General features: G+C 51.1%; 19 protein-coding genes, 1 tRNA gene and 1 other RNA gene. 5 read left to right on the top strand and 16 right to left on the bottom strand.

Going from position 1 to position 24,251, the window contains the following annotated elements:
• Positions 1 to 2: 2 nt before the first annotated feature.
• From bcsB to dppA, 9 genes are all read right to left on the bottom strand, one after another.
• Positions 3 to 2,351 carry a cellulose biosynthesis cyclic di-GMP-binding regulatory protein BcsB gene (bcsB, locus tag RHD99_RS00270; RefSeq protein ID WP_309877082.1) on the bottom strand — a complete coding sequence of 783 codons (2,349 nt, stop codon included), beginning with the start codon at positions 2,349 to 2,351 and terminating at the stop codon, positions 3 to 5.
• The gene (bcsA, locus tag RHD99_RS00265; RefSeq protein WP_183272088.1) at positions 2,348 to 4,468 is read right to left on the bottom strand and encodes a UDP-forming cellulose synthase catalytic subunit; all 2,121 of its coding nucleotides are present in this window, start codon (positions 4,466 to 4,468) and stop codon (positions 2,348 to 2,350) included. The genes bcsB and bcsA overlap by 4 nt, the downstream gene beginning before the upstream one ends.
• A gap of 19 nt (positions 4,469 to 4,487) precedes the next feature.
• The gene (bcsQ, locus tag RHD99_RS00260; protein WP_309877081.1) at positions 4,488 to 5,291 is read right to left on the bottom strand and encodes a cellulose biosynthesis protein BcsQ; all 804 of its coding nucleotides are present in this window, start codon (positions 5,289 to 5,291) and stop codon (positions 4,488 to 4,490) included.
• Complete coding sequence (gene bcsO / locus RHD99_RS00255; protein ID WP_309877080.1) at positions 5,282 to 5,896, bottom strand: cellulose biosynthesis protein BcsO; 615 nt, start codon at positions 5,894 to 5,896, stop codon at positions 5,282 to 5,284. The genes bcsQ and bcsO overlap by 10 nt, the downstream gene beginning before the upstream one ends.
• A gap of 716 nt (positions 5,897 to 6,612) precedes the next feature.
• Positions 6,613 to 7,617: a dipeptide ABC transporter ATP-binding subunit DppF gene (dppF, locus tag RHD99_RS00250; protein ID WP_309877079.1), complete on the bottom strand. Its 1,005-nt coding sequence runs from the start codon at positions 7,615 to 7,617 to the stop codon at positions 6,613 to 6,615.
• Positions 7,614 to 8,597 (bottom strand): dipeptide ABC transporter ATP-binding protein, encoded by a 984-nt coding sequence (gene dppD / locus RHD99_RS00245; RefSeq protein ID WP_309877078.1) that lies wholly within the window; start codon positions 8,595 to 8,597, stop codon positions 7,614 to 7,616. The genes dppF and dppD overlap by 4 nt, the downstream gene beginning before the upstream one ends.
• Before the next feature lie 11 nt (positions 8,598 to 8,608).
• On the bottom strand, positions 8,609 to 9,511 hold the full coding sequence (gene dppC / locus RHD99_RS00240; RefSeq protein ID WP_309877077.1) for a dipeptide ABC transporter permease DppC: 903 nt from the start codon (positions 9,509 to 9,511) through the stop codon (positions 8,609 to 8,611).
• A gap of 9 nt (positions 9,512 to 9,520) precedes the next feature.
• Entirely contained in the window at positions 9,521 to 10,540 is a 1,020-nt protein-coding gene (dppB, locus tag RHD99_RS00235; protein ID WP_183272082.1) for a dipeptide ABC transporter permease DppB, read from the bottom strand.
• A 241-nt stretch (positions 10,541 to 10,781) separates the two neighbouring features.
• Positions 10,782 to 12,389: a dipeptide ABC transporter periplasmic-binding protein DppA gene (gene dppA, locus RHD99_RS00230; RefSeq protein ID WP_309877076.1), complete on the bottom strand. Its 1,608-nt coding sequence runs from the start codon at positions 12,387 to 12,389 to the stop codon at positions 10,782 to 10,784.
• A gap of 908 nt (positions 12,390 to 13,297) precedes the next feature.
• On the opposite strand from dppA, the gene RHD99_RS00225 reads away from it, so the two are divergent.
• The gene (locus RHD99_RS00225) at positions 13,298 to 13,966 is read left to right on the top strand and encodes a DUF3829 domain-containing protein (protein ID WP_309877075.1); all 669 of its coding nucleotides are present in this window, start codon (positions 13,298 to 13,300) and stop codon (positions 13,964 to 13,966) included.
• A 71-nt stretch (positions 13,967 to 14,037) separates the two neighbouring features.
• Here RHD99_RS00225 and RHD99_RS00220 read toward each other — a convergent pair.
• The 3 genes from RHD99_RS00220 to eptB form a co-directional block, all read right to left on the bottom strand.
• Positions 14,038 to 14,167, bottom strand: a non-coding RNA gene (locus tag RHD99_RS00220) — RtT sRNA.
• 35 nt (positions 14,168 to 14,202) lie between these two features.
• A tRNA-Pro gene (locus RHD99_RS00215) sits at positions 14,203 to 14,279 on the bottom strand.
• Positions 14,280 to 14,379: 100 nt separating this feature from the next.
• A complete protein-coding gene (gene eptB, locus RHD99_RS00210) occupies positions 14,380 to 16,062 on the bottom strand; it encodes a kdo(2)-lipid A phosphoethanolamine 7''-transferase (protein ID WP_309877074.1) in 1,683 nt (560 codons plus the stop codon).
• A gap of 302 nt (positions 16,063 to 16,364) precedes the next feature.
• Between eptB and RHD99_RS00205 the strand changes: the two genes are divergently transcribed.
• Positions 16,365 to 16,949, top strand: coding sequence for an HD domain-containing protein (locus RHD99_RS00205; RefSeq protein WP_309877073.1), 585 nt, complete (start codon positions 16,365 to 16,367; stop codon positions 16,947 to 16,949).
• Here RHD99_RS00205 and RHD99_RS00200 read toward each other — a convergent pair.
• A complete protein-coding gene (locus tag RHD99_RS00200; protein WP_309877072.1) occupies positions 16,940 to 18,142 on the bottom strand; it encodes an L-lactate MFS transporter in 1,203 nt (400 codons plus the stop codon). The two genes, RHD99_RS00205 and RHD99_RS00200, sit on opposite strands and share 10 nt — an antisense overlap.
• Before the next feature lie 238 nt (positions 18,143 to 18,380).
• A complete protein-coding gene (locus RHD99_RS00195) occupies positions 18,381 to 19,094 on the bottom strand; it encodes an autotransporter domain-containing protein (RefSeq protein WP_183272076.1) in 714 nt (237 codons plus the stop codon).
• Between the two features lie 264 nt (positions 19,095 to 19,358).
• Between RHD99_RS00195 and tag the strand changes: the two genes are divergently transcribed.
• Together tag and RHD99_RS00185 are read left to right on the top strand one after the other, a co-directional pair.
• Positions 19,359 to 19,922 carry a DNA-3-methyladenine glycosylase I gene (gene tag, locus RHD99_RS00190; RefSeq protein WP_309877071.1) on the top strand — a complete coding sequence of 188 codons (564 nt, stop codon included), beginning with the start codon at positions 19,359 to 19,361 and terminating at the stop codon, positions 19,920 to 19,922.
• A complete protein-coding gene (locus tag RHD99_RS00185; protein WP_183272074.1) occupies positions 19,919 to 20,359 on the top strand; it encodes an N-acetyltransferase in 441 nt (146 codons plus the stop codon). The genes tag and RHD99_RS00185 overlap by 4 nt, the downstream gene beginning before the upstream one ends.
• Here RHD99_RS00185 and RHD99_RS00180 read toward each other — a convergent pair.
• Positions 20,328 to 22,601, bottom strand: a complete 2,274-nt coding sequence (locus tag RHD99_RS00180; protein ID WP_309877070.1) for a molybdopterin guanine dinucleotide-containing S/N-oxide reductase — start codon at positions 22,599 to 22,601, stop codon at positions 20,328 to 20,330. The two genes, RHD99_RS00185 and RHD99_RS00180, sit on opposite strands and share 32 nt — an antisense overlap.
• Before the next feature lie 212 nt (positions 22,602 to 22,813).
• Here RHD99_RS00180 and RHD99_RS00175 point away from each other — a divergent pair, with 212 nt between their 5' ends.
• Positions 22,814 to 23,476 carry an OmpA family lipoprotein gene (locus tag RHD99_RS00175; RefSeq protein WP_270141910.1) on the top strand — a complete coding sequence of 221 codons (663 nt, stop codon included), beginning with the start codon at positions 22,814 to 22,816 and terminating at the stop codon, positions 23,474 to 23,476.
• Positions 23,477 to 23,551: 75 nt separating this feature from the next.
• Here the strand turns inward: RHD99_RS00175 and RHD99_RS00170 are convergent, their stop codons facing one another.
• Positions 23,552 to 24,169 (bottom strand): hypothetical protein, encoded by a 618-nt coding sequence (locus RHD99_RS00170; protein WP_309877069.1) that lies wholly within the window; start codon positions 24,167 to 24,169, stop codon positions 23,552 to 23,554.
• Positions 24,170 to 24,251: the final 82 nt, after the last annotated feature.

Below are 24,251 nucleotides of genomic sequence, written 5' to 3'. Positions count from 1 at the left end.
CTTTATTTTCCATCATCCTGAGGATTAAGACGTTTGCGCGCGCGTTTTTTCAGTAAGGCATACAGGCTCAGGCCAATCACTGTGGCGAACAACAAACATAAAACGGCCATAAATGCAGAATGCTGGTTGGCATACCAGACCACCATCATGTACCACGGCATTTGACCGCTCGGGAACTGCTGGCCGACGCGGAAACTGCGCACACCGTTTTCATCGGTAATGATCGCGACATCGCCACGAATACCGGCGTTGATGCGCGCCGAGCTTAAGTCCGTCTGAAGCCGTAAAAGCTGTTCATCCGTGGTACCAATCGCCATCACCACCACTCGTGCCGGGTTCCATGGTGCGCGGAAACTGACAAACCCACGCCACGCTTCGTTAGACGAGAAGTAGCGGTCAGCGCCAACACCCGTTGAACCCCAGTCGCCTTCGACCCAGTTTTGTATTTTTTGCCAGATGGATTTGTCCCGAACACCAAATGAATGCTCGTTGCTGGTAAAGGGCGACTGAGCCAGCAGTGCGCGGTTAAACGCACTTTGATTGAGCGTTGAAACCGCCAGCACGTGGCTGATTTCCAGACGTTGCAGGTTTGCGCCGCCCGTCGGCAGGCCAAACATCACCGCGTTATTGTTAAGCGATGTGCCGGTCGCATTCCCCGAACGCGCCGCCATATTCAAAAGCGTGCTGATTTCAGCCTCGCCTGGGTTTTCTGGCAACAACAGAACGGTATGCGAGTAGTCAGCGAAGCGTGAGAACGGGAACGACGCACCAACGAAGTAAGAAAGGTTTGGCAGCAGCGAGAAGTGACGCGTTTTGCTCAAATCGATCCACGAGTTTTCGTCGATACGGCTCTTAATATTGTTATTAAGCAGTACGTTACACGGTGCGGATTCTTTGGTTTCGATGTTGAAATACAGTGATAACTGGTTATCGCCATAAATCAGATAAGGTTGCAGCGCGAGGTTGTAACTTTCCTGCCGTGCATCGCCACCCAATTTACGCCAAAGCGTTTCCAGCGCGCCGAGCTTGTTCACCGGCAGGTTGCTGAGGAAGGTGCCGTTGAAGGTCATGGAAAGGAAAGAGCGATCTTCGTCTATCCAGTTTTCCGTCGGGAAGCGATAGCCGATTTTCATCGGAATCGTGCCGCCATCCCACAAGAACAGATCCGGTGCCGCACGGAAGGCCACGCTTAACGGTTCGTGCCAGATACCGGTCGCGGTCAGGCTTTGGTCTTTACGCATCAGCTCGGTTAAGCGCACCGGGCGTTCGGTAGTGATCCAACGCGGTGCGTCATACGCCAGGCTTACTGGAATATTCTGGTTTTCAACGGTGGTACTGGCGGTCTGGAGAGTAAATTTCCCCTGTGTTAAACGCCAGGCGGCTGCGCGCAATTGCTGATCGGAATTCCCAACCACCAACAGCAGCTTATAAACCGGATTGCCTGGGTTATCGATAATTTGCAGCATCGGTTTTTGCGTTTCAGGCAGCGTCAGGCCGCCAATCTGCTCACCAGGTTTGCCAAACAGAATGCCGTTTTTCTCAGGCAGTTTGTCGTTCAACGCGTTAAAGGAGATGCCGCGATAATCCGCCTCAATGCCCAACCAGGATGCAACCAATGCCGCCGCACTCACTTGTTCTGGCTGCGTTTTTGCCGGGAAGGCAAACGCCACAGAAGCAGGCGTCATCTGCATTGAGTCAAAGAACGGGCGTGGGAATTGGCTGAGATCCGCGCCGATATTCAGCTGCTGCCCTTCCAGGTCCAGCCGCGTGTTCGGCATGATGGTGACCTGGTATTTATCCGACAGGTCACGCAAGCAGAGTAACGCATCACCATCGTTGATTTTAAAGCTGATGTTGTTGCTCGACACTACCATCGCCGCCGGGATTTCCAGCTGATAGTTGGAAACATCGCTGTCAGCAGAACCCAGTGGAACGGTTCCCAATGGCTGACCGTTCATCATCAGCTGCAATGTCGTATTTCGTGCCGCCATCGCCGGAGACACTTTCAGGTTCAGAAACAGCTGCGCGTTGGTGATGACCTGATCGGATGGCAAAGTAAAATCAATACCCGCCTGTAACTGGCCACCGCTGAGCATGACGCCGTGCGGCTGGCCCATCTGCGCCACGGTAATACTGCTCACACTCCCCGGCACGATAATCGAAGGTGCAGGCGTAGCCACGACCGGAGCGGCAGGTGCCGTTTCTGGTGCAGACGCGGGTTCCTGGCCCGGTACCGGTAAATCTATCGGAAGAAGCGACTCCACCGTGGTGGCCTCTTCGGCCATCACCGGTGTTGTTAAAACGCTTAACGCAAGCAACAACTGGCAAACTTTAAAGGTCATCCGTTTCATACCACGTTGTCCTCACCGGTACTTTCCATGCGCTTTGCCTCTTCCTGACGCAAACGGCGGTTTTCGCGGCGCGATTTAAACGTCAGCCAGAACAAATCAAACACACAGCGAATAATGATTAGCAGGGAACGGAACGGGTTGTCCTGCGGTTTTGGCGGGTGAATCCAGGCGTCAGCACGTGCCAGCACCACGCGCACCAGTTCACGGCGGCGGTCCAGTGGGATCTCTTCAAACATCAGGCGAATCGCCTGTTCGTCGTAAGAGATCATTTGCACCGGAATACTGATAGAGCCGGATTTCAGTTGCAGCTCGATTTCTTCAATTTCGTCGGTGAGATGGCGGTCATCCGGCACCGCAATGCGGCTGCCACCCATGGACAAATCAAGCGTATGGCTGCGTGAGGAGATACCACTGGCGTAATGAATCACCACCGGGATATCGACATCAATACGAATCGTTTTTCGCGTCTGGCGCGTTTCACGGGCGACGGCGATTGCCGCCAGCAGGAACACCAGGCTGTATAAGCCCCAGCCAACGTTCAGCGCGATAACGTTAGGGTCGACATCAAAGTAGTCATGGGCAAAGGCGCGCACAATCCCCGCGGTGACTCCCACTGCCAGTAAAACCGCCACAATCATATGCGGGCGAACGACGCTGAAATCGAAATACCCGACGTCCAGCAACGCGCCTTTATCGGTCACGTTGAACTTGCCACGTTTTGGGAACAGCATCGTGACCGCCGTCGGTAGAACCAGGTGGAAAGCCATCACCATGTCGTAAATCTCGCCCCAGAAACTGTAGCGATAACGCCCGTTCATACGCGAGTTGAGGTAAATACTCAGGATCAGGTGCGGCAGCGCATAAGCAAAAATCAGGCTGGCTGACGAGTGGATGATGTTCAGGTTAAACAGCAAATAGGCCAGCGGTGCGGTCACGAACGCCACACGCGGCAAGGCAAACTGGAAATAGAGCATGGCGTTGAGGTAGCACAGGCGCTGCTGCCATTTCAGGCCACGACCGAATAACGGGTTATCGAGACGGAAGATTTGCGTCATACCACGCGCCCAACGGGTTCGCTGGATAACGTGCAGAACCAGGCGCTCCGTCGCCAGCCCTGCCGCCAGCGGAATATCAAGGAACGCGGATTTCCAGCCAAGGCGCTGCATTTTCAGCGCGGTGTGCGCATCTTCGGTCACGGTTTCTACCGCAAAACCGCCAATTTCTTCCAGCGCACTGCGGCGAATGACCGCACAGGAACCGCAGAAGAACGTCGCGTTCCAGTTGTCATTCCCTTGCTGGATTGGCCCGTAGAACAACGCGCCTTCGTTAGGAATATTTTTACCGCCCGACAAGTTACGCTCAAAAGGATCGGGAGAGTAGAAGTAGTGTGGTGTCTGCAACAGCGCCAGTTTCGGGTCTTGCAGGAAGGCACCCACCGTGGCTTGCAGGAAGATGCGCGTGGCGACGTGGTCACAGTCAAAGACGCAAATCAGTTCGCCTTTGGTGAGTTTCATGGCGTGGTTGAGGTTACCAGCTTTGGCGTGCGAGTTGTCGTTGCGCGTGATGTACCCCACGCCAACGTCCGCCGCAAACACCGCAAACTCACGCCGCTTGCCGTCATCGAGCAGGTAGATTTTTATTTTGTCGCGCGGATAGTCGATACATTGCGCGGCCAGCACGGTATCGCGCACCACTTCAAGACTTTCGTTATAGCTGGGAATGTACACATCGACCGTCGGCCAGGTCGAGGTGTCATCCGGCAGCGGCACTATCCCCCGTTTTAAAGGGAATGCGGTTTGCAGATAACTCAGTAATAAGACAACCCAGATATACAGTTCGGCTAAAAATAACCCTATACCTAAAATGGCTTCTATTTCGGAATTAAAATGTAAGGTTTGAGTTGCACGAAAATAAATATAACGCGTCGACATCAACACTGATACCAGCATCATGATTATCGACACGCTGTGCTTTTTGCTGAAGCCTAATAAAAACATCATACCGAGGCTGATAAAGCCAAAGATATACTGCTTCTGGCTGTCCATAGGCGTAATGATGATAAGCACTGCTATGGGTGCCATGACCAATAGCAGTAAATAAAACAGGACCTTTTTCATAGGACATCCTGGATGATTGTCAGAAATTTGATGTTCTCAAGGCGGCATGTACCGCGCCATCACCAATTTTTATGCCGAGAACACCCGCAACTCTTTTACTGATCAGTTCAATATCAAAAGCCGCAGCAGAGGCCGGGCTAAAATCGAATATTGATTGCTGAGACGCGTTGGCTTCAGCCACACTTTCGTCGCGGTTAATAACCCCGAGCAAACGATCGCCAAGACGCTGTTGCATAAATGCCGTGACATCGCGACTAATATGGCGGCGGTTATCACTTTGGTTGAGGACAAAATAATATCCGGCTTTATTGTTTAGCGGTTCACCAATAAGACGGTGATTTTCAATATGCGGCAACAATGACAGCGAAGCGGTATCTGCCATCATGGTCACCAGATGCAAATCGGCCAAATGCGATACCGCTTTCAGCGCCGGATTAGGGCCTGGCGGGAAATCGGCAATGATCACAAGGCCTGGGTAGTTAAGTAAGGTGCTTAATCCACGCATCAGAAAATGGCTGTCGGTACTCAGGCGGTGCTCAAACTCCATGCGCTGTTCTTCGGTGACATCGCCATACGGCAGCACGAACAAATTGCTACCGGCAGTCAGCACGGACTGGCTCCAGTCTGCGGATTCAATGGCTTTTGCCACATAGCCACGGCCATCCGATAAAGGCACCCCAAAATGCAAGCGCAGCGCATTTTGCACATCAAAATCAATGGCTAACACTTTGCTACCCGCGCGAGCTAACGCATACGCCAAATTGGCGGTAACCGTGGTTTTTCCTACTCCGCCTTTTGGCGAGCAAACACACACTAGCGGCATGACGCAATCATCTCCAGCAACGGTTGCAGCGGTAAGTCTTTAGCGGGATGATTCCGCGCCGTGTTCCCTTTGGCTGCGAACAGTTTGTCAAAACGCACAGGTTCAGTTTTTACCGGTGCAGAGGCCTGCGGCGCTGCGATAGCGGCAGGTTTCACGGTTTCTTTTAGCGGTTCTTTTGTTGGTTCTTTTAACGATTCAATAATGGATTCTGGTTGCGCCACTACCGGTGCAAGTTGTTCAAACAACGTCGCTGTGGTGTGATGACTTTGCTCAGGCTGGAAAACCTCGGCTTTAGCTTCTGGCAGCGCGCTTTGCAAGCTATCCAGAATAGATCCTTGAGACGCCGAGTTGCTGATAGGTTGCGCCACCAATGGCCTGAAATGGCTGGCATCAAACTCATCAGCCTTTACCGCTTGCGGAACGGGCACTGCGATACTGCCTGCATGGGAAAGCACAGAACCTTCATCTTCAGTTTTCATTAACTGTTTGATTATCGCCCAGTTGCTGGCATCTGACTGTTGGCTTTGCGCAGACATATCTTTGAAGTCGATAGCGCCTGTACGAGTCTTATCCTTGAAACGCTGCAAATCATCATAGTTTTTCATTGCGACACCCATGATTTATAAGACATTTGTATTTGATGCATGAATATACTCAAGCTTATACCGTGACTATTAGAACATTTTGGTTGGTTATAATTTTGGCTTATTGACTTCATGAATCACTAATAATTGCAGTGCGTTATCATTCTGTGATTTATTATTCATTTTCGGAAAACTGCTGCATTTCAAGCCAATATATAGGCACTGATGGTCTCATCACCATCTTTTTTTCTTATTAATAACGGGCTAAGCATATAACCGATTAGATTTGAGCTTGAGTAATATTTAACACTACTCCTTAAAAGGTAGCAGCTTTCTTTTGTGATTTCACACACATAAAGAGCATTTCTTGATTTGGAATATTTCGCGTAAGAAATTAACATTAGAGGCGGGATTTGAGTGAACATATATTCACGCAACTGATGAATCAACTCAGTGCGCAGTTTTTTATACAGACATATGGCCCGCGCATTTCTATTCAAATAATTTGAGTTACCAGCCAATAACAATGCGCATAGCCCCTGGCAGAACAAGGAATAAACCTGCCACGCGAGGTTTTGATACAGAAAGGGATTGGACCGAAGAGTTTAGCTTAACGCCCTCATCCCGACCTTCTCCCCCAGGAGAAGGAGAAAATCACGCCGAGGGTGAAGGTGAAAACCAGAACAATCCCCTCTCCCGGTGGGAGAGGGTTAGGGTGAGGGCGAAGGCGATCCGAACTACCGAATTTCCACGTTCTCATCCTGATCAACCGCAAAACACGCCACCAACTGACCACCATACTCTTTAAGCTGCGGCTGCAACTGCGTGCATGGCCCGAAGCGGCGACGACAGCGGGCATTAAATGCGCAGCCTGGCGGCGGATTCAGCGGGCTTGGTAGCTCGCCTGTCAGCTTGATACGTTCGCGACGGTCATCCGGGTTCAGGCGCGGTGTTGCAGACAATAACGCCTGGGTGTACGGGTGGCGCGGGTTAGAGAAAATCTGGTCTTTCGTCCCCTTCTCTACGCAGCGGCCCAAATACATCACCATCACTTCGTCGGCAATGTGCTCTACCACGGATAAATCGTGGGAGATAAACACATACGACAACCCCATATCCTGCTGCAAATCCATCATCAGGTTCAGCACCTGCGCACGCACGGAAACGTCCAGCGCAGATACCGGTTCATCGGCGATCACCACGTCCGGGTCGAGCATCAAACCACGGGCGATGGCAATACGCTGACGCTGACCGCCGGAAAACATATGCGGATAGCGGTCGTAATGTTCGGTTTTCAGGCCGACTTTCGCCATCATCGCCAGCGCTTTTTCACGGCGCTCGGCTTTACTCAGACTGGTGTTGATTTGCAGCGGCTCTTCGAGAATTTGCCCCACTTTTTTACGTGGGTTCAACGAGCCGTACGGGTTCTGGAACACGATCTGGATTTTCTGACGACGCAGCTTTTCAGAGGTTTCGTCAGGTTTGAGCAAATCCTGGCCCTGGTAGTAAAGCTCACCACCGGTCGGGATTTCGATCATTGTCAGCAGGCGGCCCAGCGTGGATTTCCCACAGCCAGACTCGCCCACCACCGCCAGCGTTTTGCCGCGTTCGAGTTCAAACGAAACGCCGTCCAGCGCTTTCACCAGGCGTTCCTGGCCGAAAATGCCTTTCTTCACCGGGTAGTGTTTTTTCAGGTCGATGGCCTGCAACAGAGGTTGCGCAGTGGCCTTATCGGTACTCATAGGGTTGGCCTCCCGGCATCATCGAGTGGGAAGTGGCATTTGGACTGACGCCCGTTGTCCACCATGTTCAGTTCTGGTTCTTCAGTGCGACATTTATCCGTCGCATACGGGCAACGCGGGTTGAGCAGGCAGCCGGTCGGGCGGTCATACTTACCCGGAACCACGCCTGGCAGCGAGGCCAGACGCGCTTTGTCCTGCGCAAATTCCGGCAGCGCGCGCAGCAATGCCTGAGTGTACGGGTGGCGCGGTGCACGGAAGATGTCGTGCGATGCGCCGGTTTCCACCACTTGCCCGGCGTACATCACGATGATCTTGTGTGCCGCCTCAGCCACCAGCGCGAGGTCATGGGTGATTAGAATCAGCGCCATGTTCTCTTTTTGCTGAAGTTCCAGTAACAGCTCAATGATTTGCGCCTGGATGGTGACATCCAGCGCAGTAGTCGGTTCATCCGCAATCAGCAGCTTAGGACGACAGGCAATCGCCATGGCGATCATCACACGCTGGCTCATACCGCCGGAAAGCTGATGCGGGTAAACGTCCAGACGCGAAGCCGCATCGGGAATGCCGACCAGGTTCAGCAGGTCAATAGCACGCTGACGACGGGTACTTTTGTTGCCGCCCTGATGCACCTTGATGGCTTCCATAATCTGGAAACCAACGGTGTAGCAAGGGTTGAGGCTGGTCATCGGGTCCTGGAAGATCATCGCCACTTCGGCACCGACCAGGTTACGACGCTCTTTCTCGGAAATCTTTTGCAGATCCTGGCCGTTAAACTCCAGTTTCTCCGCCATCACGCGGCCTGGGTAATCAATCAGCCCCATAATCGCCAGCGAGCTGACCGATTTACCGGAACCTGATTCCCCAACGATACCCACCACTTCGCCTTGATTTACGCTATAGCTCACGCGGTCTACGGCACGGAACGGTGTCTTTTCGTCGCCGAAATGCACCGATAATTTATTTACATTCAATAACGCCATCTCGTGCCTCTTTACTGCTTGAGTTTAGGATCGAGTGCATCACGCAGCCCGTCACCCATCAGGTTAAATGCCAGCACCGTCAGCAGGATTGCGACACCAGGGAAGGTGACAACCCACCAGGCACTTTGTGCGAACTGCAACACGTCGGAGAGCATCGTGCCCCACTCCGGTGTTGGCGGTTGCGCACCCATGCCGAGGAAGCCGAGAGCGGCCATATCGAGAATGGCGTTAGAGAAGCCAAGGGAGGCCTGCACGATAAGCGGTGCGAGGCAGTTCGGTAGAATGTTGATGAACATCTGGCGCATAGAACCCGCGCCTGCAACGCGAGAAGCGGTCACGTAGTCGCGATGCACTTCCACCAGCACCGCGCCACGCGTCAGTCGCACATAGTGCGGCAGCGCAACAAAGGTCAGTGCCAGCGAGGCGTTAACTATCGATGGGCCAAATATCGCGACCAATACCAGAGCCAACAGCAGGCTTGGCAGCGCCAGCATGATGTCGACGACACGCATGATGATGTTGTCGATAAGGCCACCAAAGTAGCCTGCGATCAGGCCGAGCACCACGCCCATTATCAGCGACAGTACCACCACCAGACAGCCAACCAGCAGCGACAGACGCGCGCCGTACATCAGGCGAGCCATGATGTCGCGGCCGACGTCATCAGTACCGAGCAGGAACTGCCAGCTACCGCCTTCCTGCCACACCGGAGGGTGCAGCAAGGAATCACGGAACTGTTCCGCCGGGCCGTGTGGAGCAAGGACGTTAGCGAAGATGGCGATCAGGATCATGACGGTGACATACACCAGGCCAACGACCGCCCCTTTATTTTTTTTGAAGTAGTACCAGAATTCCTGGAACGGCGTCATGGGGACGGGCGCCGCGACCACTTTATTCTCAGTTATTTGCGTCATGATAGACCCTTATTTCTTATGGCGTATACGCGGGTTCACCACGCCGTACAGTAAGTCGACGATCAGGTTGACGAGGATAATCATCGTCGCCACCAGCAATACGCCGCCCTGTACTACCGGGTAGTCACGACGTTGTAATGCATCAATCAACCAGCGGCCAAGGCCCGGCCAGGAGAAGATGGTTTCCGTCAGAATCGCACCTGCCAGCAATGTCCCCACCTGCAAGCCGATAACGGTGACAACCGGCAGCATGGCGTTACGCAAAGCGTGTACGACGATGACGCGCATACGGGTCAACCCTTTAGCGCGAGCAGTACGGATGTAATCTTCGCCCAACACTTCCAACATGGACGAGCGGGTCATACGCACGATAACCGCCAGTGGGATGGTACCGAGTACCACGGCTGGCAATATCATATGCATCACGGCATCGATGAAGTCACCGGACTCACCCCATATCGCGGTGTCGATAAGCATAAATCCGGTGAGCGGCAAGGTGTCATCAAGGAATACCGTATCGCTGACGCGCCCGGAGACTGGCGTGAGGTTCCAGTAGACTGAAACCAGCATGATTAACATCATACCCCACCAGAAAATAGGCATTGAGTAGCCTGTTAACGCCAGGCCCACAGCGGTGTGGTCGAATATGGAACCACGTTTAACGGCTGCCAAAACGCCAACCGGAATCCCCACGGCAACGGCGAAAAGCATGGCGCAAACACCGAGTTCCATCGTCGCTTTAAAGCGCGGTACGAACTCGTCCCAAACAGGGAGACGGCTTTTTAACGAAATGCCCAAGTCACCGTGCATCACGCCCCATATGTAATGGAGGTATTGCTGCCACATTGGCTTGTCGAGACCGAGTTCGGCCAACAACTGAGCATGACGTTCAGGAGAGATACCGCGCTCACCGGCCATAATCATTACCGGGTCACCGGGAATCATGTGCACGAAAGCGAAGGTAAGAAGGGTAATACCGATAAACGTGGGGATAACGAGTCCCAAACGTCGGAGGATGAACTGCAACATATCCCGGATTCTCTGTAATGACGAAAAGTCTGGTGACTCTTCGTCTTTATTGCTCACAAATAATTTCCGCAAACCTGGGGGGGAAGTCGGGTTGGCGATGTGTCGCCCTCACCCTAACCCTCTCCCCCAGGAGAGGGGAAAAACCCCCTCGGACTCCCCCTCTCCAGCGGAGAGGGAAAAGACCTCGATCTTCTCCCTCTCCCTCAGGGAGAGGGTCGGGGTGAGGGGTAATCAGCCAGTATTATTCGACCGAAACGTTCTCGAAGTGGTGTTTGCCCAATGGGTCAACCACGTAACCTTTCACTTCTTTGCGCACTGGCTCGTATACCGTGGAGTGAGCGATGATCAGCGCCGGAGCCTGGTCATGCATCACAACCTGAGCTTGCTTGTACAGTTCGATACGCTTGTTGTGATCGTCTGTTGCACGCGCAGGCTGAATCAGGTCTTCAAACGGCTTGTAGCACCAGCGAGAGTAGTTAGACCCGTCTTTCGCCGCATTACAGCTAAACAGAGTCGCGAAGAAGTTGTCCGGATCCCCATTGTCGCCGGTCCAGCCCATCATCACAGCCTGATGCTCACCTGCTTTCGCACGTTTGAGGTACTCGCCCCACTCGTAGGTAACAATCTTGGCAGTTACGCCCACTTTCGCCCAGTCAGCCTGAATCATCTCAGCCATACGGCGAGCGTTCGGGTTGTACGGACGTTGTACTGGCATTGCCCACAGATCAACGGTGAAGCCGTCAGAGTGGCCGGATTCTTTCAGCAGCGCTTTCGCTTTCTCAGGATCGTAGGTGTAGTCTTTCACGTCATCGTTGTAGCCCCACATGGTTGGTGGGATCAGGTTTTTAGCCGCAGTGCCTGCGCCCTGATAAACCGCTTTGATGATCGCATCTTTGTTTACCGCGTAAGTCAGCGCCTGACGTACTTTCGCGTCATCAAACGGTTTCTTCTCGGTGTTGAAGGAGAGATAACCCACGTTCAGGCCAGCCTGTTCCATCAAACTAATGCTCTTATCTTCTTTCATACGAGCGATATCAGCCGGGTTCGGGTATGGCATAACCTGGCACTCGTTTTTCTGCAGTTTCGCGTAACGCACAGAAGCATCTGGAGTGATTGAGAACACCAGACGGTCGATCTGCGGCTTAGTACCCCAGTAGCCTGGGAACGCTTTGTACAGAATGCGGGAGTCTTTCTGGTATTGCAGCAGCTGGAACGGACCGGTACCGATTGGGTTCAGGTCAGTTTTTTCCGGCGTGCCGGCTTTCATCATGTTGTCGGCATATTCTTTAGACAGAATAGACGCGAAGTCCATGGCAAGGTCGGCAAGGAATGGAGCTTCCGGGCGCGCCAGCACGAACTGAACGGTCTTGTCGTCTACTTTCTTAACTTCGCTGATCAGGTCAGGCAAGCCCATGCCTTCAAAGTATTCGTAGCTGCCGCCAGAGACTTTATGGTACGGGTTGTTTGCATTTTTCTGGCGATCAAAGGAGAACACAACGTCGTCAGCATTTAAGTCACGCGTTGGTTTGAAATCTTTGTTGTCCTGCCACTTCACGCCCTGGCGAAGATGGAAGGTGTAAGTTTTACCGTCCTCACTCACTTCCCACTTTTCAGCAAGACCAGGAATGATTTCAGTGGTGCCGATTTTGAACTCAACCAGACGGTTATAAATTGGCACTGAGCTGGCATCGTACGTAGTACCAGAGGTGAACAGCTGAGGGTTAAAACCTTCTGGGGAACCTTCTGAGCAATAAACCAGGGTTTTTGCCTGAACGCTAGCTGCTACGGTCAGTGCCACCAGGCTCAGACCAAATTTCAGCATCCCTGACTTCTTCAAGGAAAGACTCATTCTTCTGCTCCGTTGTGATGTTCCCTTCATCTTTCTTGCCGAAGCTTTGTAGGCTGCCTTGCACTAACGCCGTCACTTACCCAAGTAAGATCCGGTGTTTTGTTCAATTGCCGTCACACTGCAACAAGAAATCTATTGGGACATATGTCGTGTTGTTTTTATCCGTTAGACCTTTGTTATATGAGTGCGGTCTGTTCGGTGTGCCCGGAGGCGATGGTGAGGCCAGGGTTTCCCTTCGTCAGGCTAGCTGTGTGGTAGTGCGGACTGTCCATAATTTGCCCCTCACGCCCTACAATCTGTCAATAGATGAGTAAAACGTCAATATAGGTAACGGGGATTTACAACCGAGGTGAGAAACAGCGAACAAAGTTAAAAAAAAGCCAGTCACTCTATTTCCAGCAGGGAAATTTATGCTACGGCTATGTTTCTAGAATATTACACTGCTTAAAAGACGAGCTACAGCCGTATTCAGTTGTGTCTATTTTGTAAAATTTCTTGCCGAATGCTGATTATCTGAACGATATGTTTTGTGATCCATATCTCCTACAGCGAATAATGCTGGGTTGAAACATAAGCATCGGGGTAAAAAACCACTATTTTCCATAACAAAATACGATGGAAAATGTCACAAAATCGTCCTCCCGAGGAGGATACAACGTAAACAGAAAGGTAAAACCATTTTGAGTCACCAAACAGGCTGTTTTACTCCGTTCAGGAAGAGATCGTTTAAAATGAACAAATAAAAACAACACTATTTTTAAGCGTCACTGGAATAAAACGAAAATAACCAACAAAACATGTATTAATATTTATAATAATTAACAAGTCCAATTTAAGACAATAAACAACAACCCTTGACGGAGCAACGTCATTATTAATATTGTTGATTCTTTCTCCAAGGAATTAATATGTATTCATACAGGGAATATATTAACAAGAAAATGCTTCGTGTTCTTATGAGTGGTTTATTAACAGCGTTATTTCTTTCAGGATGTGATGAGACACAGCAGGACGTTTCTGCAAGTGCCTCTTCTGAACAGGCTCACATCAGGAACGCACAATGCTACGCCCTACCGAAGGCCCCGGTTAATATCCAGAATGGATCTTATCCCTTTTGGAGTGATCACTCAGCCGGAAGTAATATTCAAAATCTCCAGAGCACACTTTCTGATATAGAAAAAAGCCAGGACAAAACATTAGTCTATTATTCTCTCGCCATTATTATCCAGGCCGATAAAGCGACGGAAATAGTGAGCAAAGAAACATTTACCCCGCAAGAAGCAAAATTACAGGTGACGGCACTCAACTCGCTGATTGCGGAGGCTAAAGAATGTTATAAAGCGACGCCGCCATCAGACAATGCCAGCCTTATTCGTTATAGCTTCCTGCTCGACTCTGCAAACCAATACAGCAATTTAGTCGCAGAGCGCATTCAGCGACAACAAAGTCACGTTGCTTATAGCGAAGGTGAAAAGGCCCAAATTGGCAGCATGAGCGAATGGATGGTCAAAGGCTCTGCGGGAAGAGTGATCCGGGCCTATAACAAGGTTGTCAGTAGTTTTAATGATTTGAGCTAGTGAGGAGATTCTCATCCTCTATAAGCTTCAGATGCAAAAAAGCCAACCCGAAGGTTGGCTTTTTCTAAATTTGGTCGGCGAGAGAGGATGACTTGTCACTGCGTGACGCGCCCTGCGGGCCGTTGCTAAAGCAACGTTGTCTCGCTACGCTCGGCTCAAACCTCCTTCGGAGGTTCTCATCCTCTTCAAATTCCAGACGAAAAAAAACCTGCTTTAAAAAGCAGGTTTTTCGAATTTGGTCGGCGAGAGAGGATTCGAACCTCCGACCCACTGGTCCCAAACCAGTTGCGCTACCAAGCTGCGCTACTCGCCGAATGCGGAGCGCATCTTACTGCGCACCGTTTTAGCCGTCAATCCCTGATACTTAAAATTACGTCCGTTTGATTCAATTTCCAGCATATGTGGCGAAAAAGTTACTGTACTGCCTTCTGCGGCACATGACACCAGTTGTTATTCTGGTTAATACCGCCATCAGGCGACGTGTAGCCCAGGCAACCCAGAATCGTGTCGTACAACTCGACATGACGGTGCGGCACTTTCATTTTCGCCTGTTCCTGCATGTGTTCAAACTCACGCGCGCGGTCCGGGTTTTCCAGATATTTATCTGAAGCCCAAACTAACAACGGAACACGGAATTGCTCAGGCGGTGCCATTTTGCGTGGCGTACCATGCAAATGCTTTTTCTCATCAATCGATTCACCATGATCCGAGGCGTAGAAAATAATCGCCCGCTTATCACGCAACTGAGAAATCACACTATCCAGCACCGTATCGGTATAGAGCACTGAGTTATCGAATGCGTTAATCAACTGCTCTTTACTGCACTCTGAATCAATACTGACGCACTCAGGAGTCCATTTAGCGAAGCTGCGCGGATAGCGTTGCACGTAAGAGAAGTGCGAACCTTTGGTGTGCAGCACAATCAGATGCTTACCATCTGGATGCTTATCAACCGAACGCTTCATCTCCTCAACCAGCAACATATCGTCGACTTGTTTACCGCTGTTCCGTGGCTCAGCGGCGATTTGCTCACGATAAGAGAAGTTATCTGCCATGGTATTGCCGTAGAACCACACTTCACTTTGCATCGCAAACAGCTCAGAGCTAAAACCCAGTTGCTTGAGTACGGCAAACACGTTTTGTTCTTTTAACGTCCGTTGCGGGTTGTCTTCCGCTCCCCCTTCACGCACAAACATGCAGCGCAGCGAAAGTTTGGTCGCGGTATCGCAGGATTCCCCACGGAAAGCGACGAGGTTTTTCTCTTTGGCGAGTTTTGGCGTGGTATCACGGTCATAACCCAAAATCCCCATATGATCCCAGCGCGTCGTTTCGCCAATCACAAACACGACATAGGTATCATCCAGCTCTTTTGGTGCGACATAGGTGAACTTTTCCGCCGGATTCATCAACGAGTTGTTATCTGTCGATTCATCGGCCTGAGCCCAGGCAAAAAGACCCAAAGCGGAAACCCAGTTAGACGGCAGATAGGAGTTTGCGACCACACCGCCATAGCTTGGCATATCAACGGTTGAGCGCTTCTCAGAACGGTTTTGTTGTTTATCCAGTAAACGCAAAGGCGCCCAGACCATCAACCCTGCCAGCAGCACAATAGCCACATTCTTGATGCGTTGGCCTGGTGTTTTTAACTGATGAAGCAAGGTGTCGCGGGTATTACTTCCCCAAATTAACGCCAGCGGGATAACGCTGACCAAAATCATCCACATGACAAACTGATAGCCGACAATCTCTTTAGAAAGGTCGATATCGGTGGTCATTACCGACGCAATGATCCCGTAGCCAATAACAACGTTGAGTAACGTCATGTAGTAGCTTGCAGCGACAGAGACCACCACAATCATTGACGCGAGAATTCGCCAAACCATGCGGCCAAACAGCGACAACAGACGGAGTAAGAAGAAAGTGACCAGCACGCATGCAGCGACTTCAGCCAACATAGAAAATGCTTTAAAGCCGCTAAATTCCCGAATGAATCCTTCAAAACGATGATAAAAAACCGAAAGGTTTAAAAATAGTCCGATGTATACCGCGAGCAGCAAGCACAGCTTCTGCTGGGTCATCGATTTAACGTAATTCATGCAGTTGTCCGAAGAAATGGTGCAAAAGAAGAAATGTCATAAACATCACTCAGACTCTCTTTAACTTGTAAAATTCTGAGTAATGAAAAAATAAAGTCCGAATCAGGACGATTCTTAGCCAATTTTTTGTGCGAATTAGTAGAGCATAGGGTGGGGAAAAAGTATCGACAAAAATCGCGATTCGATATGTTGTTTACATATCTCTAGCCTGATTTACCTTTTTAAAAGGCATAACAAAAACCAGGCGTCACGACCGGGTTGTGGGTCACATGAGCCAATACGGGTGATGCGGAGGGGAAATCATGTTGTCACTGGAAGAACGCGCACGCCGATATGCCGCTAAGGCCCATGCAGCTTGCGATCAGCGCCGCAAATATACACTTGAGCCATACATTGTTCATCCCGCCGCCGTGGTGGAACTGGTCAGAAGCGTGTCGCTGGTTGAGGAGATGCTTGCTGCGGCCTGGCTACACGATACGGTAGAGGACACCGGCAGCACGATTGTCGATATTCAGGAACACTTTGGGCCAGACGTCGCGATGCTTGTTGCCATGGTGACAAACCCCGAGCAGCACCCAGGCACCAACCGCATGACGCGTAAACGCGCCCATTTCCTGCATACCGCCAATGCCAGCGGCGAAGCGCAAACCATTAAAATCGCGGATATCATTGATAATACGCGTGAAATTTTACGCTATGACCCGCATTTTGCCCGAGTCTATTTGATTGAAAAACGGATTCAGTTGGCAGGATTAGCGCGAGGGAATGAGCAGTTAAGGATTCAGGCAGACAGTATTATCGAACAAGGGATTTCACAATTAATGATGCCGCCGTATAACGTCCCGGCGGCATGGTTTGCGGCATTAATGGCTCGCTATCAAGCGTGAGCTTCTTGCAAGACTTCTCGTGCAGGCTGGCGGATAGTCGTTGAAATGGCCAGGGACAAAATCAGCAGCGCGAAGATGACGCAGAAGGTGACATAGAAGCCGCCGAACACAGAGGCGATAATCGAACCGCAGATGCTGCCGATACCGAAGCCCAGGTAAATCACACCGTAGTTTTTAGTCAGGTTATTCAGACCAAAGAACTCACTGACCAGTGATGGATAAACGGTGATGGTGCCGCCGAAGTTAAAGGCTACACAAGCGATCGCGGCAAAGAAAGTCGCTTCGTTGAGTGGGGCGAACAACAGTGCCGCCATACCGACTAAAGAAATGACCTGGCCGATAGTAATAACGCGGATTCGGGCAATTTTATCGGACAAAATGCCCAGAACTAAACGACCACTCAGGTTAGCAATGGCGATAACAGTCACCGCGTTAGCCGCCGCTTCAGCAGTCAAATGCACCATACCCTGCGCGATATCTTTTGCTACACCAATCACATACAGACCACTCATGCAGGCTGTCAGGAACATAATTGCCAGCATCCAGTATTGTGGCTGACGCATAGACTCTGCCAGTGTGTAATCTTTTTCAGCCACGCCGCTCGCTGTTTTCACTTCCTGCAATGGCGCATCTTTCATCAGCATTGAACCGAAAAGAATCATCACCATCGCCAGGCCACCCCAAATCATGAAGGTGCTTTCAAGGCCTACTGTCGCCAGCAAATGAGTGTCGATGTATTTAAAACCTAAGCTACCAAGGCCGTAGGAACCAATGGCGAATGCGGAAATCAGGCCTTTACGCTCAGGGAACCACTTCACGCAGTTGGAGAGAGTTAACAGGTAACCTGCGCCATCTGCCAGGCCCACCAGCACACCGGCGCTCAGCCATAACATCAGCAGATTGTCGGAGTGAGCGGTCAGGAAGAAGCCAACACCCAACAGCACACCTGCTGCCATCGTCACGTTACGCACACCGAAACGTTCCTGCAGTTTGCCTGCGACTGAGGAAGAGATCGCAAGGCCGAGGCTTAACAAACCAAAGGAGAATGCGACCTGGCTGATTGGCTCACCCAGTTTTTGCGACAACGCGCTATTGAACAGACTCCAGGTGTAAACGGAACCCAGTGCAAACTGAGTAATGATGGTGCCGATTAGCGTTAACCAGCGTGTACGGTTGTAGTTGGCATTATTCATGGCAGATGTCCGCAAAATTTAAGAGAAATCTTCTGCCGCTAAGAGTAACGAAGTGCATTTTATTCCAGGAGAAAAAGGCATGAGATGCACTCAGAGCGGAATGAAATGCCACTGAAAGGGAATGAATGACCTGGACGTGAGATTAATTCTTTGAACGGTTAGTGCTTACTATCGCTATAAATGGCGTAAATGCTGATAATTAAATGTTAAATATACCAGCGCAAGGTTAAATGAATGATCAGAACCTTGCGCTGACGCCAAGGTTATAAATATAGGTTTCGCCCGTGGTGACACCTTCGGCTTGTGACAACGAAGCAAACGCCGCCATATTTTTACCGATTGGCATATCCGCACCGACGGTGACATCAATCCAGTTGCTATCCTGGCCTGACGCAACATTCGCCCTCAGCCCTGACTGGGCTTTCCACAAGTTTTCGCCGTACTGGTGGTTGTAACTTATCTGTGCCCACGGATGCAGATAGCCGAGCGACGAATCCAGCCGCCAGCCCACGCTAGACACGCTGGCATGCCAAAGCTGATCGTTAAATCCAGACCCGACAACCGAATCACCGTATTCGTTATAAATCCCCGTCGATGAACCGTCCCAGCGGTACTTTGCAGTCGGCCCCGTAGTGATATTTCCAGGCAAACTAATATTCCAGCCAATACCCAAAAGTGAGTTATCAGCGCTAACGCTATCGTTACCAGAAACGAGCGACAGCCCCTCCTGGTTTTGGGAGGTAAAAGAAGAATTAATCCGTTCTGCGAGAATATCGTTATAACTTGGTTGGTGACTGCTGTCCCAGGTATAACGATCCTGTGTTTCGCCCGGTGCATCCTCAACAACATATTCTTGTTGCCAGGCAAATACATTCGTAGCATAGGTAAGACAACATAAAGCCAGCACCGTGGTGAGAGTGACACGGTGACCACTGCGTAGTTTTATTATCATTAATGCGACTCCAGGAAAGAGCCAAATCCGGCGATATTTTTAGTCTTTTTGGCGGGCTTGCGGATAGCCCAAAAATAATTCAAGGTGCATCGAGGCAGCAAGTGAGCGAATCCCGGTGAGCTTACATAAGTAAGTGATTCGGGTAAGCAAACGCAGCCAACAAAGAGGCGACTTGAAGTATGTAAGGGATAGCCCTGAATTAACTATTGTCTCTTTATCTGGCACGTCAAGTTGGCACGAGAAATTTCATCAAAGGAGAAACGTATGTTGCGTTGTGGATGGGTATCCCAGGACCCGCTTTACATGGAATATCACGATAAAGAATGGGGCGTGCCGGTCACTGATGGACAACATCTTTTCGAGATGATCTGCCTTGAAGGACAGCAGGCCGGTTTGTCATGGATTACCGTGTTGAAAAAGCGCGAAAACTATCGTCGCTGCTTTAAAAATTTCGACCCTCAAGCGGTAGCATTATTGCAATCAGACGATGTCGATCTGTTGGTTCAGGACGCAAGCATCATCCGTCATCGCGGAAAAATAGAAGCCATAATCAATAACGCGAAAGCATACCTGGCGATGGAAGCGAACGGCGAGAAATTCCCTGAGTTTGTCTGGTCGTTTGTCGACAATCAGGCGCAAGTGACGAAAGCCGCCACGCTTGCTGAAATCCCAACCACCACACCCGCTTCAGACGCGCTCTCCAAAGCACTGAAAAAACGCGGCTTCAAATTTGTAGGCTCGACGATTTGCTACTCATTTATGCAGGCCTGTGGTCTGGTTAACGACCATGTGACGAGCTGTTTCTGCCACCCAGATAACCTGAAATGATTCGCCGTATGCAGTCGGATGAAATGGATGAGCTGATCGATATTTGGCTTGCCAGCACCATTCAGGCACATCCGTTTATTCGCGAGCGTTACTGGCATGAAAGTGAGTCGATTGTCCGGAATGTCTATATTCCGCAATCAATGACCTGGGTTTATGTCGAAAATGACAAAATAGTGGGATTTATCAGCGTGCTGGACTCACACTTTATTGGTGCGCTGTTTGTGAGTGAACCGTTCATCGGCAAAGGAATTGGACAGGCGTTGATGGCACACGTCAAAACGCACTTTTCAGCGCTGAGCCTTGAGGTTTACCAGATGAATCATCGGGCAGTGCATTTTTATCATCACCAGGGCTTTCGCATTGAAGAAAGCGCCTGGCAAAATGAAACGCACCACCCGACGTGGATTATGAGCTGGCAGGAGGGAGAAACGCTGTGACTTCCGGCGCTGGGCCAAGATACTTTTCGGCCCACACCAGCGATGAATTCGCGGCACAGCCATTGGCCAGCCGCGAAGTCGGTATATCCAGCGTCAGCACGTTTACCGCACCGTTTTTACACAGTTTCCGGTCATCTAAATCCGGCCATGCTCCCTGATGAATACAGACCACGCCCGGCTTGATGCCCTCCGTTACTAACGCCCCAACCAACACCTGCCCACGCGCATTCCAGACTCGGACCAAATCCCCATCGGCGATACCACGTTCTGCGGCATCTTTGGGATGCAGCGTTAACGGCTCGCGTCCGGCAATAGCGTATTTCTCGCGTAATGCCGCATAGTTCAGTTGGCTGTGCAAACGGTGCGCCGGGTGCGACGAAAGCAGTTGGAGCTGGCCGGGAGCGGCATTGCCCTGCCACTCATCCGGAGCAAGCCAGGTCGGGTGCGCGGGACAATCAGCATAAGCAAAACTGGCGATGCGCTCGGAAAAAATTTCAATTTTGCCGCTAGGGGTTTTTAACGGGTTAGCCTGCGGATCCTTGCGGAAATCAGCAAAACGAATGAAAGCGGCATTCTTCTCACTTTCTGGCATTTCTATCAGTTGGTTAGCATCCCAGAACTGTTGGAAATCAGGCAATTCAACCTGCTGAGCGGCCCCACGTTTACGCGCAATTTCATAGAACTCTTCCAGCCATTGCAGCTCGGTTTTCCCTTCCGTGAAACGTGTCGCGCCCTCTTCTTCCCACAATGCGCTGAGCTGCGCAAAAACATCAAAATCATTACGTGCTTCACCCTGCGGTGAAATGACTTGCTTCATTGGCACCAGATGCTGGTTGCTGTAATCGCCAGTCATCGTCAAATCATTGCGCTCAAAGGATGTGGTGATCGGCAGGACAATATCCGCGTGTTTCGCCGCAGCCGTCCAGAAGCACTCGGAAATGACCACCAACTCCGGCTTCTGCCAGGCTTTAATCAGACGGTTAGTGTCCTGATGATGGGTGAAATTGGCACCGCCCGCCCACCACAGCATTCGAATATCCGGGAAGGTTTTTTGCAGCCCATTATGCTGATACTCGCCGCCTGGGTTTTCCAGCGCTTCGACGATGCGCGCCACCGGGATTTTTTCCACGGCATCAATACCGTTTTTCACCGAACCTTGCAGGGATCCCAGTACCGCAGCGCGACGTGTCGGATTACCGCCGTTCGCAAAGTGATATGAAAGCCCAAATCCGCCGCCTGGCGTCCCAATCTGCCCAAGCATTGCCGCCAGTGTTACCAGCATCCAGTGTTTTTGCTCGCCGTACTGCTGACGCTGCATCCCCCAGCCCGCCATCAACATGGTGCGTTTTTCACTGAATAACCGCGCCAGAGAGTCGATGGTTTGTGCCGGTACGCCGCAAATCTCTGCCGCCCAATGCGCTGTTTTTGGCTGGCCGTCAGATTCGCCCAACAGATAAGCCGCAAATTTGTCGTAACCGTGCGTGCAACGCGAAAGGAATTGCGTATCGTGCCAGCCATTGATCACCAGCGTATGGGCAATGCCCAGCATCAGCGCCACATCGGTGCCCATATTCGGCGCAATCCACTGGGCTTTTTCACCGAGGAAATCCACCGTTTCCGATCGCATCGGATCGATGGTGATCACCGTTTTGCCGCTGTCTCTCAGTTGTTCGAAATACTTCACGCCCTGCTCATCGCTGGCATTCCACGCAATCTTTAGCGTGTTCAGTGGGTTAGCACTCCACAACACCACGACATCACTATGTTCCAGCACTAAAGGCCAGCTCGTTTGTTGCTGGTAAACTTCATTGGAGCCCACCACGTACGGCATGATGACCTGCGCCGCACCGGTAGAATAATCGCCAAGATGCCCGGTATATCCGCCCGCCAGACTCATATAACGTTGCAATAACGTCGCCGCTTTATGCAGCACACCATTGGAACGCCAGCCGTAGGAGCCAGCAAAAATCGAGGCTGATCCATAACTCTCGCGAATACGTTGATGTTGCTGGTGAATGAGTTGTAACGCTTGATCCCAGCTAATCCGTACATAGTCGTCCTCACCACGCACACCTTGTGGTGCGTCAGGTGATGCCAGAAATCCTTTGCGGGCCATAGGGAATTGCACGCGAGCCTTGCTGTGAACCTGGTCAGGAACGGCGCTCTGCAATGAATTCTCATGCCCGGTTTCCAGTGCGCCCGTTGAACTGATCACGCGTACCCCGTCGGTTTCGACGAGCATCGGACCCCAGTGTGCGGCTGTTAGAATTTTTTTATTTGATGAAGATGCACAAGCCAATTCGGGCTCCCCTGTTTGCAGGTGGCGGTCTATTGACCACTCAATATTTTATTTAGAAATTCAGACGACTCTATAGAAACTTCTACACATTCACGCGGCATAATCAACCGCCGCTGAGCATGCGATTGAGTTATTTAATTCACAAAGGAAATGAGATGAAAAAACGCGTCATGATGATTGCCGCTATTGTCTGCGGCACGTTAGCAGTTTCTGGTTGTACTACCAACCCATACACCGGCGAACGTGAAGCGGGTAAATCGGGTATTGGAGCAGGTATTGGCTCACTGGTAGGTGCTGGCGTCGGCGCTCTTTCGTCATCGAAAAAAGATCGCGGCAAAGGTGCATTGATTGGTGCCGCAGCAGGCGCAGCATTAGGCGGTGGCGTTGGTTATTACATGGATGTGCAAGAAGCTAAACTGCGTGAAAAAATGCAGGGAACCGGCGTAAGCGTCACGCGTAATGGCGACAATATCGTGCTTAACATGCCAAACAACGTCACTTTCGACAGCAGCAGCGCAACACTGAAACCAGCGGGTGCTAACACCCTGACCGGTGTGGCGATGGTACTGAAAGAATATCCAAAAACTGCGGTTAACGTCGTGGGTTACACCGACAGCACCGGCAGCAATGATCTGAACATGAAGCTCTCCCAACAGCGTGCCGATGGTGTGGGCAGCGCGCTGATAACCCAGGGCGTTGCAGCAAACCGTGTACGTACAACGGGTATGGGGCCTGCGAACCCCATTGCCAGCAACAGCACTGCTGAAGGTAAGGCGCAGAACCGCCGTGTAGAAATTACGCTGAGCCCACTGTCCTAATCATTAGAATTGATGCGCTCGCGCCCCGGGAACCTCCCGGGGCAATGCTATTGAGTCCAACACAAACGGCAAAACTCACATCGGCGGCGTCAGCCCGTCTTTGCCCGCAGAAATACCCCGCGCCACCACTTGGCCTTTATCGTCTTTCACGGCATGCAGCACCACTTTGGTACCGGGTTGCAGCAGGTTCCGCATTCCTGGGGTAATCAAAACAACGGGAACATCGTCAGGAACTATCACCGTTTTCTCCTGGTCTTTAACCTTCACCGTCATGGTGCGGCCATTGCTATTCACCAGTTTGCCAACCGTACCGTTCGTCATCGTGTTGACGTTGCCGTCTGCAGATTCAAAGGGATTAAACCCTTCACCTGAGCCACGTAAGTCTGGCGAAAACACGTGTACCTCCAACGCTTTCAGCGAGCCATCGGCCTGCTGCACGGCAGCCGTGCCGATAAAACTATCCGGCTTGATGTCGCTGATGTTGGCCTTGCTGACGCTATTCACCTTGGTTTTGTCCGTCAAAGCCACCTCGAGCTTCTCCCCCTGCCGGGTGGTAATTGTGACCTCATTTCCATTCACCGAATCAATGATTCCACGAATTGGCCTAATAACATTATCAGACTGAGCCGCCACAGCCCCCGCACTCAGCAACAGAGCACTGAGCAATAATGCGGAAAAACGATGCTTTATCATGTCTCTCTCCAGTATTCAGTAGATGAATAATTAGCACGCTCATTAAGGGTAATTCGCAAATGAAGACTGGGGAGGAAAGTGG

The organism is Buttiauxella selenatireducens (assembly GCF_031432975.1).
Taxonomy (GTDB): Bacteria; Pseudomonadota; Gammaproteobacteria; order Enterobacterales; family Enterobacteriaceae; genus Buttiauxella; species Buttiauxella selenatireducens.
Note: the sequence above shows the minus strand (reverse complement) of the source record. Positions and strands in the feature narration are given on the sequence as shown.

Coding starts and splice junctions, on each gene's coding strand:
- bcsB (WP_309877082.1), bottom strand. CDS start 2,351: ATGAAACGGATGACCTTTAAAGTTTGCCAGTTGTTGCTTGCGTTAAGC.
- bcsA (WP_183272088.1), bottom strand. CDS start 4,468: ATGAAAAAGGTCCTGTTTTATTTACTGCTATTGGTCATGGCACCCATA.
- bcsQ (WP_309877081.1), bottom strand. CDS start 5,291: ATGCCGCTAGTGTGTGTTTGCTCGCCAAAAGGCGGAGTAGGAAAAACC.
- bcsO (WP_309877080.1), bottom strand. CDS start 5,896: ATGAAAAACTATGATGATTTGCAGCGTTTCAAGGATAAGACTCGTACA.
- dppF (WP_309877079.1), bottom strand. CDS start 7,617: ATGAGTACCGATAAGGCCACTGCGCAACCTCTGTTGCAGGCCATCGAC.
- dppD (WP_309877078.1), bottom strand. CDS start 8,597: ATGGCGTTATTGAATGTAAATAAATTATCGGTGCATTTCGGCGACGAA.
- dppC (WP_309877077.1), bottom strand. CDS start 9,511: ATGACGCAAATAACTGAGAATAAAGTGGTCGCGGCGCCCGTCCCCATG.
- dppB (WP_183272082.1), bottom strand. CDS start 10,540: ATGTTGCAGTTCATCCTCCGACGTTTGGGACTCGTTATCCCCACGTTT.
- dppA (WP_309877076.1), bottom strand. CDS start 12,389: ATGAGTCTTTCCTTGAAGAAGTCAGGGATGCTGAAATTTGGTCTGAGC.
- RHD99_RS00225 (WP_309877075.1), top strand. CDS start 13,298: ATGTATTCATACAGGGAATATATTAACAAGAAAATGCTTCGTGTTCTT.
- eptB (WP_309877074.1), bottom strand. CDS start 16,062: ATGAATTACGTTAAATCGATGACCCAGCAGAAGCTGTGCTTGCTGCTC.
- RHD99_RS00205 (WP_309877073.1), top strand. CDS start 16,365: ATGTTGTCACTGGAAGAACGCGCACGCCGATATGCCGCTAAGGCCCAT.
- RHD99_RS00200 (WP_309877072.1), bottom strand. CDS start 18,142: ATGAATAATGCCAACTACAACCGTACACGCTGGTTAACGCTAATCGGC.
- RHD99_RS00195 (WP_183272076.1), bottom strand. CDS start 19,094: ATGATAATAAAACTACGCAGTGGTCACCGTGTCACTCTCACCACGGTG.
- tag (WP_309877071.1), top strand. CDS start 19,359: ATGTTGCGTTGTGGATGGGTATCCCAGGACCCGCTTTACATGGAATAT.
- RHD99_RS00185 (WP_183272074.1), top strand. CDS start 19,919: ATGATTCGCCGTATGCAGTCGGATGAAATGGATGAGCTGATCGATATT.
- RHD99_RS00180 (WP_309877070.1), bottom strand. CDS start 22,601: ATGCTCGTCGAAACCGACGGGGTACGCGTGATCAGTTCAACGGGCGCA.
- RHD99_RS00175 (WP_270141910.1), top strand. CDS start 22,814: ATGAAAAAACGCGTCATGATGATTGCCGCTATTGTCTGCGGCACGTTA.
- RHD99_RS00170 (WP_309877069.1), bottom strand. CDS start 24,169: ATGATAAAGCATCGTTTTTCCGCATTATTGCTCAGTGCTCTGTTGCTG.